General features: G+C 68.8%; 11 protein-coding genes. 9 read left to right on the top strand and 2 right to left on the bottom strand.

From position 1 onward, the window contains the following. The first annotated feature begins 200 nt into the window (after positions 1 to 200). The 4 genes from F3H10_RS15700 to F3H10_RS15685 all read left to right on the top strand — a co-directional run bounded on the left by F3H10_RS15700 (position 201) and on the right by F3H10_RS15685 (position 3,850). Complete coding sequence (locus F3H10_RS15700; RefSeq protein ID WP_149785704.1) at positions 201 to 848, top strand: NfeD family protein; 648 nt, start codon at positions 201 to 203, stop codon at positions 846 to 848. Positions 849 to 1,001: 153 nt separating this feature from the next. Beyond that, on the top strand, positions 1,002 to 1,433 hold the full coding sequence (locus F3H10_RS15695; RefSeq protein WP_149785703.1) for a V-type ATPase 116kDa subunit family protein: 432 nt from the start codon (positions 1,002 to 1,004) through the stop codon (positions 1,431 to 1,433). A gap of 199 nt (positions 1,434 to 1,632) precedes the next feature. Then, the gene (locus F3H10_RS15690; protein WP_149785702.1) at positions 1,633 to 3,015 is read left to right on the top strand and encodes an APC family permease; all 1,383 of its coding nucleotides are present in this window, start codon (positions 1,633 to 1,635) and stop codon (positions 3,013 to 3,015) included. Positions 3,016 to 3,094: 79 nt separating this feature from the next. Further along, complete coding sequence (locus F3H10_RS15685) at positions 3,095 to 3,850, top strand: winged helix-turn-helix transcriptional regulator (protein ID WP_149785701.1); 756 nt, start codon at positions 3,095 to 3,097, stop codon at positions 3,848 to 3,850. A gap of 32 nt (positions 3,851 to 3,882) precedes the next feature. Here the strand turns inward: F3H10_RS15685 and F3H10_RS15680 are convergent, their stop codons facing one another. Both F3H10_RS15680 and F3H10_RS15675 read right to left on the bottom strand, forming a co-directional pair. Then, complete coding sequence (locus F3H10_RS15680; protein ID WP_149785700.1) at positions 3,883 to 4,629, bottom strand: universal stress protein; 747 nt, start codon at positions 4,627 to 4,629, stop codon at positions 3,883 to 3,885. Between the two features lie 102 nt (positions 4,630 to 4,731). Then, entirely contained in the window at positions 4,732 to 6,702 is a 1,971-nt protein-coding gene (locus F3H10_RS15675; RefSeq protein WP_149785699.1) for a helicase HerA domain-containing protein, read from the bottom strand. A 120-nt stretch (positions 6,703 to 6,822) separates the two neighbouring features. Here F3H10_RS15675 and purE point away from each other — a divergent pair, with 120 nt between their 5' ends. From purE to F3H10_RS15650, 5 genes are all read left to right on the top strand, one after another. Next, complete coding sequence (purE, locus tag F3H10_RS15670) at positions 6,823 to 7,440, top strand: 5-(carboxyamino)imidazole ribonucleotide mutase (RefSeq protein ID WP_149785698.1); 618 nt, start codon at positions 6,823 to 6,825, stop codon at positions 7,438 to 7,440. A 73-nt stretch (positions 7,441 to 7,513) separates the two neighbouring features. Continuing rightward, positions 7,514 to 8,782 (top strand): MFS transporter, encoded by a 1,269-nt coding sequence (locus tag F3H10_RS15665; protein ID WP_149785697.1) that lies wholly within the window; start codon positions 7,514 to 7,516, stop codon positions 8,780 to 8,782. A 129-nt stretch (positions 8,783 to 8,911) separates the two neighbouring features. Further along, positions 8,912 to 9,331, top strand: a complete 420-nt coding sequence (locus F3H10_RS15660; protein ID WP_149785696.1) for an NADH-quinone oxidoreductase subunit A — start codon at positions 8,912 to 8,914, stop codon at positions 9,329 to 9,331. After that, on the top strand, positions 9,328 to 10,026 hold the full coding sequence (locus tag F3H10_RS15655) for an NADH-quinone oxidoreductase subunit B (RefSeq protein ID WP_142987033.1): 699 nt from the start codon (positions 9,328 to 9,330) through the stop codon (positions 10,024 to 10,026). Before F3H10_RS15660 ends, F3H10_RS15655 begins: the two co-directional genes overlap by 4 nt. Then, positions 10,023 to 10,465: NADH-quinone oxidoreductase subunit C (locus F3H10_RS15650; RefSeq protein ID WP_149785695.1), on the top strand; the 443-nt coding region annotated here is incomplete at its 3' end. The genes F3H10_RS15655 and F3H10_RS15650, both read left to right, overlap by 4 nt.

The raw sequence follows: 10,465 nt of genomic DNA, 5'->3' as shown, positions 1-10,465 counted from the left end.
CTCGGCGACCCGCCGGAGCCGCCGGCGGGCCGCCTCGACCTCCCTCGCGCGGGCCGTTCGCGGCCGGCGGCCGCTCACGGGCGCGCGCCACCGCGAATCGGTGATCCGCTCCCCCTGTGAACGATCGCACGCCGACGTGAGGCTCGTCCCTGGCGGCCCTCGTACCACCACTTATCCGCCTCCCGATCCTATGACGGCGCATGGACGTGCTCCTACAGGCGGACCTGATCGGTCCGGACACGCTTCCCCTGCTGTTGTTGACGGCGGGGCTCCTGTTGGCGATGGCCGAGGCGCTCGCGCCGGGCGCGAACTTCATCGTCGTCGGCATCGCGCTGATCGGTGCGGGCCTCGGCGGACTGTTGCTCTCGACGCTGGGCGTCGCCTTCGGCGGCCTGGCGTTCGCGATGGCGCTCCTCACGCTCGTGTTCGGCGCGGCCGCGTTCTACGGCTACCGCGAGTTCGACCTCTACGGCGGAAAGGGACAGGCACAGACCAGCGACAGCGACAGCCTGAAGGGGAAAACGGGCACGGTCTCCGAGACCGTGACCCCTCGGGGCGGACAGGTAAAACTCGAGGGGGGCGGCTTCAACCCGCACTACTCGGCGCGCTCCATCGAGGGGACCATCGAGGAGGGCGAGGAGGTGATGGTCGTCGACCCCGGCGGCGGCAACGTCGTCACCGTGGAGTCGATGGGATACGTCGAGGACGACATCGACCGCGAGCTCGCGGCCGACCGGGCGCGAAAGGAGGCCGAGACGAAGGCGAACGGGACGGCCGGAGAGGACGGGACGAGGGACGTCGCCGACGGCAAGCTCGAAACCGAAACCGAACGCGGACGATCCGGCTGACCCGGATCCCTCGGGACTCGGGACCGTCGTTGTCGGTCGGGGATCGGAGCGGACGGATCCGTCCGTTCGACGGTCTCAAACGCCGACGGAGTGCTGTGACCGACGGCGGCATGCCGCTCGTCTGACTGGGGTTTATGTGCGCCGACGTGGTATATGATATCTCGACACATGATCTCCGATCTCCCCGTCGCGAGCGTCCACGGTCGAGACGACTGGAACAGGAACCAACGGGACGGGCCCCAGACCCCCTCCGGATCGCCCCCTGCCCTCCGAAGCGAGTCGTCGGATCGGGAGAACCGCCGGAACCGCCCGCCGACTCGGCGGGAAGACCCGTCGGACCGAGCGGCCGATCAGCCCGCCGGAGAGCCCTCCACCCCGGACGGGACGGAGGTTCGAGAGGTCGAACGCCTCGAGGCCGAACTGGAGCGGAAGGAGCAACGCCTCCAGCACGTCATCGGGCAGTACGAGCGGCTCCTCACGGAGAAGAACCGCCGGCTCACCGAGGAGGACCGATCGGATCCGGCGGACGGATCCCGGTGGGCGGTCCTCTCGAAGGTGCGGAACCTCCTCTCTCGCGGTCGATAGGACGACTCCGCGCGGATCCCCTCACTCGTCTCCGGTAGGATCGGGGAGGCGACGGTCGCCGTCGGGTGGTCGAACCGCCGACGAACGTCGTCAGGGGAGACGATCGCCGCCGGTGTTTTCGGAATGCGCAATTTCGACCCGGATGAGTTTCGCGATCCGAAGGACGTATATCGCCCAAACATAATTGTATGGTATACGCATGACCGCACACGACCTCGATCGGAGTCTCGGACTGTATCCGACGATGATGATCAGCATGGGGGCGATGATCGGCAGCGGCATCTTCGTGCTGCCGGCGTTGGGGTACTCGAAGGCCGGACCGGCGGTGATACTCGCGTACCTGCTGGCCGCGCTCGTCGTGTTGCCCGCGGCGCTGTCGAAGGCGGAGATGGCCACGGCGATGCCGGAATCCGGCGGGACGTACCTCTACATCGATCGCGCGCTGGGGCCCCTCTTCGGGACGATAGCCGGGATCGGCGCGTGGTTCTCGCTCGTGTTCAAGAGCTCGTTCGCGCTCGTCGGCCTCGGCGCGTACCTGCTCCTCTTCGCTCCCGTCTCGCAGGCCGCGGTCGTGTACGTCGCGCTCGGACTGGGCGCACTGGTCGTGGTCTTGAACGTCTCCGGGACGAAACTCAGCGGGACGATCCAGGCGGTCGTCGTCAGCGCCGTCGTCGTCGGGCTGTTGGCGTACACCGTCAACGCCGGATTCGCGGTCGATACCGCCTCGTACACGCCCTTCGCGACCCACGGGCGAATGGGGGTCGTCACCGCCGCCGCGTTCGTCTTCGTCTCCTACGCCGGCGTCACGAAGGTCGCGAGCGTGGCCGAGGAGGTGAGGGATCCCGGTCGGAACCTCCCCCGGGCGATGCTCGGCTCGATGGCGATCATGACGGTCCTGTATGTCGCGGTGGTCGGGGCGGTCGTCGGGTTGAGCGATCCCGACGTGCTGACCACGGGCGGTCCCGGCGGGTCGGCCTCGCTCACGCCGATGGCCGACGGCGCGGGGACGCTCCTCGGCGGGTTCGGCGTCGTCTTCGTCTCCGTCATCGCCGTCGTGGCGCTCACGAGCATGGCGAACGCCGGCGTGTTGTCCTCCTCGCGGTTCCCGCTCGCGATGAGCCGTGACGACCTGCTCCCGCCGGGGCTCGGCCGGATCGACGCCCGGTTCAAGACGCCGCGCAACGCGGTGCTCCTCACCGGCGTGCTGTTGGTCTCCCTCATCGCGTTCGTCCCGGTCATCGAACTCGCGAAGCTGGCGAGCGCCTTTCAGATCCTCGTCTTCTCGTTCGAGAACCTGGCGCTCGTGGCGTTTCGCGTCTCCGACGTCCCCTCGTACGAGCCGGAGTTCACCGCGCCCGGCTACCCCTACGTCCAGCTGTTCGGGTTCCTCGCCGGACTCGGCCTGCTCACGCAGATGGGGACGCTGCCGATCCTCGGAGCGGTCGGTATCATCGTCGGCAGCGCGCTGATATACCTCCTCTACGGCCGATCCCGGACCGAACGGACCGGCGCGATCGGAACCATCGTCCACCGTCGCCGCGGCGAGGAGGACGACGGGATCGCCTCGACGGAGCCGAAGTGATCGACCCGACGACCGTCCGTGGCTCCCGGACGGTTCCGGAGACACAACCGATAAGCGTCGTCTTCGCGGAGGTCAGGGCATGACGTACCGGATGGACGAGATCGACCGGCGTATCGTCCACGCGCTGATGGAGGACGCACGCAACACCTCCGCGCCGATGATCGCCGAGGGACTGAACGTCTCCGCGGGTACCGTTCGGAACCGGATCGACCGGCTCGAGGAGGCCGGCATCATCCGGGGATACACCGCGACCATCGACTTCGAGCGCGCGGGCGGGCGACTGACCTCGCTGTACATGTGTACGGTCCCCGCCGCGGAGCGCGAGCGGCTCGCGCTGGCGGCCCAGTCGATCCCGGGCGTGATCAACGTCCGGGTCCTGATGGCCGGTCGACGTGACCTCCAGGTCGTCGCCGTCGGAAACGACACCCGGGACCTCCGGGAGATCGCGCGATCGCTTTCCGAGCTCGACATCCGGATCGAGGACGAGGAACTCGTCCAGACGGAGATCCGGAGCCCGTACGCCGCCTTCGGCCCGAACGACGTCTCGAGATCGAAGGAGGAAACGGGTCTCGTGACCCTCGGAGACGGCACCGAGGTGTTCGAGGTGGCCGTCGCCGAGGCGGCACCGATCGCCGGGGCGAGCCTCGAGGCCGCCCGCGAGGACGGGACGCTCCCCGAGCAGGTGATCCTGATCTCGATCGAACGGGACGGTCGGATCGTCCAACCCGAGGACTCGACCGTCGTCGAGGCGGACGACGTCGTCACGCTGATCCCACAGGCCGTCGACACGGACGAGGCGCTCGCCGCGTTTCTGGATCCGGACGCGTCCGAGTGACCCGTTCGCGGTTGCGAGCCCGCGTTCGGTCCCTACGTCGCTCCCTCTCCGCTACCCGCAAACTCGTCGGTCTCGTAATCCCGCCGAACCACGATCACCGGATCGCCGGTTCGGTCGGCGATCCGGTCCGGTAGCGTCCCGAATATCCGGTCGCCCAGCCGCGATTCCGCCTGGTACATCACGACGGCGTCGTACTCGTCGGCGAGCCGAAGGATCTCCTCGTCGTGCTCCTCGCCCTCGACGACGCGGGTGTCGACCAACTCCGCGTCCAACCCGGCCTCGATCATCCCTTCACGCGTCTCGGCGACGATCGATTCCGCGCGTGCTCGCCCTTCGTCGCCCTCGGCCACGTGAAACAGCGTGACCTCCCGGGTCGAGTCCTCACAGAGCACGTTGACGAACGCCGGGAGCCGGGAGAACTCCGCGACCGCCGGGATCGGGACGAGGATCCGGTCTATCCCCTCCGTCGGGGCCGGGTTGAGCTCCGCCGCGCAGTCCTCCTCGAGCATCACCCGATCTATCGCGGTCGCCCGGTCCTTCCCGAACACCAGACGGGTCCGCACCGAGCGGCTCGTCTCGCGGAACGGCTCCGCGACCGCCTCGAGCGTCGCCCGCGCCTCGTCCTCGAACTGATCGCGAGCCGCCTCCGACGGGGTCTGTTCGGGAACCGCGAAATGGCCCATGACCACGATGTCGAGCGGGGCGAGGTCTCGCACGAGAACCGGGGCGATCGGCTCCGGGTCGGGTAGTTCGACGGGGACGAGGATCGTGTCGGTCATACCGCATCTCCGGGACCGACGAGAAAGTATCTACCGCCGATTCCCGATCGTCCGGCATCGGCTCACGCGATCTGACCCCTCCGTCTCGTGGACCTCCTCCGGTCACTTTTCGCCGGCGTCGTTTCCGTCTCCCGCCGTCCCGGAGCCGCGTTCCGCGATGTGGCGGGCCGCCTCGCTCAGTCCGCCGGTGGACGGCGGCGTTTCGACGCCGCCTTCGCCGTCCGCTTCGCCCTCGACCGCGACCGAGTCGTCATCGCTCTCGGTCCTCTCGGTCTCCTCGGTGGACGCGATCCCGTCGCCGATCTCCTCCGGCGTCGCGTCCGGCGGGTACGACCGCTCGCCGGGCGGGACGAACGCGGTCTCCACCTCCCGAACGGTCTCGCGGACGGCCGGCTCGTCCAACCGATCGGCGTACGCCTCGCGGATCAGGTCGGGCACGGCGTACGCGTAGTGGCCACGGCCGGCGTGGCGGATGAGCCCGGCCTTCCGGATCGGCCGGTGCCGGCTGTAGGCGTGGCCCGCGTCGCCGTCGCCGCCGGCGTCGATGTGGGCGGCCACCGGGTCCGAGACGCCCTCCCGTCGGTAGTGTCGCAACATCCCGCGCGACAGCTCCGGGAGCGACTCGATCCGCCCGCGGAGCTCGTCGATGACCGCCTCGCGGGTGCCGAGCTCGATCGCGTCGTCGAACCGGAGCGCGCCCTCGGCCACGTCCGCACGCGTCACGGGGTCGACCTCGGCCGCCGGCGCGTCGTCGCTCTCGTCCTCGGGATGCCCGTCCCCGTCCCAGTCCCGGGATTCGTCCTCCGGGCCCCCGTCGTCTCCGCCGTCGGACGGGTCTCCGTCACCGTCGGCGTCGTCGGCTCCGTCGTCGGGGTCGGGAACGCCCTCGTCGGCACCGCCGGGGTCGCCGTCGACGGCGACGGCCCCCTCGTTCGCCTCCCCGTCGTACTCGCCGAGCCCGGACTGGTCCAGCCGCTTCTCCGAGGCGACGGACCGGCCGGAGCCGCCGCGGTAGGGGGCCTCCGCCTTGCCCAGAAGCGCCTGCGCGAACTGGTCGGCCATGTCGCTCAGGTCACGAGCCTCCTCGAGTTCGCGTTCGAGCTGGCGGATCCGCTGGTCCCGCTTCTCGAGCTCCTGGCGGAGGTCGGCCAGCTCGGACTCGCGGCGCGCCTTCTCGTCGGAGATGGACTGGAGTTCGCCGACGAGGTCGCTCGAGACGGACTTGAGCTCCGGGCGCTCGAAGTCGTCGAGTCCGGGGGTCGCGCCCGCGTCGAACGTCTCCTTGCGGTGGAACTGGATCCGGCGGATCGACTCGTCCCAGTCGGTCATCAGGAAGGCCTCGCCGTCGCCTAAGTCCTCGACGGCGCTCGCGTACTTCGAGCCGAGGATCCGCCCCACGACCTTCGTGTCGTTGTCCCAGGTCAGCCGGTGCCAGCAGAGCCAGTCGCACTGGGTGATGAAGTCCTTCTTGACGTCGGCGGGACGCTGGCTGATCCCGACGATCCCGAGGCCGTGTTTCCGCCCGCGTTTGCCCACCTTGATCAGCATCTTGCCCGTCTCGTCCATCCCGCCGCCCTCCGGGATGTACTCGTGACACTCCTCGACGACGAGCAGGAAGGGCTTCTTCAGGCGCTTCTCCTTGGCGAACAGCTGCTTGACGACCTCCAAGAGCAGCTCGTTGGCGGTGTCCTCCTCGAGGTAGCCGGAGACGTCGAGGATGATCGGGACGTTCTGTTCCAACGCGAGGTTCGCGAGCTTCTCGGCGTGTTCCGGCGAGACGACGATGTCGCACTCCTCGTCGGCACCGGCGTGGAGGATCTCGTATTCCTCCTTTAAACCGTAATATTCGCCGTCCGTGTCAACGATCATGACGGGAAAACCGTTGGATAACAGGTTCTCGATGACGACGCTCGCGGTGTTGCTCTTTCCGGAGCCGCTCTTGCCGGTGATGAACGAGCGGCCGGTGAGCACGTCGACCACCGGAAGCTCCACCGGCGAACCCGGCTCCGCCGTCGCGTCGCCGCCGATCCCCTCGCTGACGTCCGCGACGTGGATCGTCTCCTGCTCGGTCATACCCGTGACAGGTAGCGCCCGCGTGATAAACCATCGCCTCAGCGCGTGGCGACGAAGGGACGCTGCCGCGGGGGACGCGAAGCCGCAACGACTTACACCCAGCCGGCCGATCCCGGATCCATGCCCACGGTCCAGGAACTCATCGACCGGCTCGAGACGGAGGCCGCGGCGGACGCCGACCCGGAGACGACCCCCGACGTGGGGATCATCATGGGGTCGGACTCGGACCTCCCGACGATGGAGGGGGCGTACGACGCGCTCACGGAGCTCGGGTTCGCCGAACAGACCGACTTCGCGGATCCGCCGGACGCGCGCTTCACCTTCGAGAGCTACGTCGTCTCCGCACACCGGACCCCCGAACTCATGTACGCCTACGGTGAGACCGCCACGGACCGCGGGCTGGACGTCATCGTCGCGGGCGCGGGCGGGAAGTCGGCGGACCTGCCGAACATGACCGCGTCGATCGCGTACCCGATCCCCGTGATCGGGGTCCCCGTCCAAGAGAAGTCCGTGGACTCCGTGATCGGGATGCCGACCGGCGCGCCGATCGTCGCCGTCGACGCCGGGAAGTCGTTCAACGCCGGGCTGTCTGCCGCCCAGGTGCTCGCGCGCGAACACGACGAGATCGAGGAGCGGCTGGTGGCGTCCCACGAGGACCTCAAGGGCGGCGTCGCCGACGTCTCAGCCGACCTCCACGACCTGGGGATCGACGGGTTCCGCGAGAGACACGGGGAGTGACGATCGGATCCGGCCGGGTTCCCCGGGACCCGACGAGGTTTATTACCGACACGTCAACGACGCCCGAGCGACAGTGAGAACGAACTTCCGGCGGATCGCGGCGGGCGTCGACGGCCTCCGTGGCGACCCGCGGACGCCGGTCCTGATCGCCGTCGCGGGCGGATGGTTCCTCTCGCTCGGCGTTCGACTCGTCTATCCGGCGGTGATCCCGCATCTCCGCACCGCGTACGGGATCTCCCTCTCGACGGCCGGCCTCCTGCTCACCGTGTTGTGGCTGGCGTACGCGGTCGGGCAGCTCCCGGGCGGGGTCCTCTCGGACCGGTTCGGCGAGCGGGCGGTACTCGTGACTAGCACGCTCGTCTCCGGGGCCGTCCTGGGGTTGGTCGTCGTCGCCGCGGGCGTCGAGCTCCTGTTCGCCGCGACGGCGTTGTTCGGGCTGAGCACGGCGCTGTACGGGGTTTCCCGGTTCACCATCCTCTCGGCCGTCTATCCCGACAACGACGGGACCGCGATCGGGGTCACGATGGCCGCCGGCGACCTCGGGAACACCGTACTGCCGCCGGTCGCCGGCTTCCTCGCGGTCACGTTCGCCTGGCAGTTCGGATTCGCGTTCGCGATCCCGGGGTTCCTGCTCGCGGCGGTCGGCCTGTTCGTGACGCTCCCGAGGTCGAACGACGGATCCGACCCCGCCGACCCGAGCGCGTCCACCGACGACGCTCCGTCCGCCGCCGGGACCGGGACCCTCCAGCGCGCGGTCGAGACGGGCCGGACCGTCGCGGACGCGCTCCGAACCCGGCCCGTGATCCTCGTGACGGCGATCCAGACGCTCGCCTACTGTGCCTGGCAGGCGTTCACCGGCTTCTATCCCACGTACCTGATCGACGTGAAGGGGCTCGCACCGACGACGGCGACGCTGCTCTTCGGGGGGTTCTTCGCCATGGGCGTCGCGGTCAAGCCCGTGACCGGTCGGGCGTACGACCTGTACGGCGCGCGGCGGACGCTGCCCGTCGTGTTGACGGTCGCGACCGCGTCGCTCGCGACGCTCCCCTTCGTGGCGTCGCTCCCCGGACTGGCCGTCCTGACGCTCGGGCTCAGCGCCCTGCTCGGCTACTCGACGGCGACGCTCTCGTATCTCACGTCGGCGCTCCCGTCGGCCGTCCGCGGGTCCGGACTCGGCGTGCTTCGGACCGGGTACATGGCCGTCGGCGCGGGGAGCCCGGTCGTCGCGGGCGCCCTCGCGGACGCCGGCTTCTTCGACGAGGTGTTCCTCCTGTCGTCGGCGCTCGCCCTCGTCGCCGCCGGCTGTTGTCCGTTCCTGCCTCGAGGGGCGCCACGAACGTAGGCCGGACCGCGGTCGCGGTCGGGACCCGCCGGAGATCGGGGTCCGGGGCCGGCTTCGGCGTGCCCGCGCGCACGAGTCTCAACGCTTATGAGGGGGCGGTTCAAACCCCAGCACGTTACGGAGACCTATATGAGTGATTGGATAGCGATCGGCGCCTTGGCGGCCGTCGGCCTCCTCATCCCCATCGGGATGATGACGGTTTCGGCGTTGCTTCGTCCGAGCGTGCCTGAGACCGGGAAAAGTACTACCTACGAGTCCGGCGAGACCCCGACGGGCGGGACGCGGATCCGGTTCAACATCCAGTATTACATGGTCGCGCTGTTGTTCGTCGTCTTCGACATCGAGACCGTGTTGCTGTTCCCGTGGGCCGTCATCTACCGCCCGGCGATCGAGGCGGGCGTCCCCATGACCGACCTGCTGTGGCCGATGTTGACCTTCGTCGGGATCCTCGCGATCGGGCTCGGCTGGGCGTGGCGGACCGGCGCGGTCGAGTGGGCCCGGAGTTCCCGTGCGGCCAGCAGGAAGACGGAGCGTGACATCAACACATGAGTAGCGACCAACCGTTCATCACCGACGAATCGCGCGTGGTAACAGAGACCCGCGACAGCCGCATGACGGGGCAGGGGGACCGGTTCAACTCCCGGCTCCGGGAGGCGTTCGGCTCCTCCCCGTTCATCCTCACCAAGTTCGACAAGTTCCTGAACTGGTGTCGTGGCTCCTCGATGTTCATGCTACAGTTCGGCATCGCCTGCTGTAGCATCGAGATGATGCACACCTACGCGGTGAAACACGACCTCGACCGCTTCGGCAGCGGGGTCCCGCGCGCGTCGCCGCGGCAGGCGGACGTGATGATCGTCCCCGGGACGATCGTCTCGAAGTTCGCCCCGCGGATGAAGCGCGTCTACGACCAGATGCCCGAGCCGAAGTTCGTCGTCGGGATGGGCTCGTGTACCATCTCCGGCGGCCCGTTCCAGGAGGGATACAACGTGATCAAGGGCGCCGAGGAGGTCATCCCGATCGACATCCACGTCCCCGGCTGCCCGCCGCGCCCGGAGGCGCTCGTCTACGGGGTCGTCAAGCTCCAGGAGCGCATCGCCAACGGCGAGGCCGCCCCCGTGACGGTGAAGCCGTACGAGCTCGAGGAGTTCTCCGACCTCGAGAAGGACGAGCTCGTCGAGACGCTCGCCGACCAGATCGACGAGGACGAACTCGTCATGCGGTACAACTTCGCCGATTCACCATGAGCCTCGAAGCACCAGACACCACAGAGACGGACGAGGTTCCCGAGCCGACCCCCGACGAGCTGGCGGCGCTGCTCGGCGACCTGGTCATCGACCGCGACGACCACCTGAACGCGCCCGGCTTCGTGATCCGGCCGGACGCGGTTCAGGAGACGCTCTCGACGCTGAAAGAGCAGGCGGGCTACGACCACCTGTCGCTCGTCACCGCCCAGGAGTACGAGAACCGGTACGAGTCGATCTACCACCTGAAGAAGTTCGACGACCCGACCCAGGAGGTCAGCGTCGTCGTGCCCGCGGACAAGGACGACCCGGTCTCGGAGTCAGGCGAGGCGGTCTTCCGGACGGCGGACTGGCACGAGCGGGAGGCGTACGACCTGATCGGGATCGAGTACGACGACCACCCGGACCTCCGGCGGATCCTCCTCCCCGAGACGTGGCAGGG

This window comes from Halorubrum aquaticum (assembly GCF_900113615.1).
In the GTDB taxonomy this organism is placed as follows: Archaea; Halobacteriota; Halobacteria; order Halobacteriales; family Haloferacaceae; genus Halorubrum; species Halorubrum aquaticum.
The sequence above is the reverse complement of the archived record's forward strand: the minus strand, read 5'-3'. Positions and strand labels throughout refer to the sequence as shown.

Coding starts and splice junctions, on each gene's coding strand:
- F3H10_RS15700 (WP_149785704.1), top strand. CDS start 201: ATGGACGTGCTCCTACAGGCGGACCTGATCGGTCCGGACACGCTTCCC.
- F3H10_RS15695 (WP_149785703.1), top strand. CDS start 1,002: ATGATATCTCGACACATGATCTCCGATCTCCCCGTCGCGAGCGTCCAC.
- F3H10_RS15690 (WP_149785702.1), top strand. CDS start 1,633: ATGACCGCACACGACCTCGATCGGAGTCTCGGACTGTATCCGACGATG.
- F3H10_RS15685 (WP_149785701.1), top strand. CDS start 3,095: ATGACGTACCGGATGGACGAGATCGACCGGCGTATCGTCCACGCGCTG.
- F3H10_RS15680 (WP_149785700.1), bottom strand. CDS start 4,629: ATGACCGACACGATCCTCGTCCCCGTCGAACTACCCGACCCGGAGCCG.
- F3H10_RS15675 (WP_149785699.1), bottom strand. CDS start 6,702: ATGACCGAGCAGGAGACGATCCACGTCGCGGACGTCAGCGAGGGGATC.
- purE (WP_149785698.1), top strand. CDS start 6,823: ATGCCCACGGTCCAGGAACTCATCGACCGGCTCGAGACGGAGGCCGCG.
- F3H10_RS15660 (WP_149785696.1), top strand. CDS start 8,912: ATGAGTGATTGGATAGCGATCGGCGCCTTGGCGGCCGTCGGCCTCCTC.
- F3H10_RS15655 (WP_142987033.1), top strand. CDS start 9,328: ATGAGTAGCGACCAACCGTTCATCACCGACGAATCGCGCGTGGTAACA.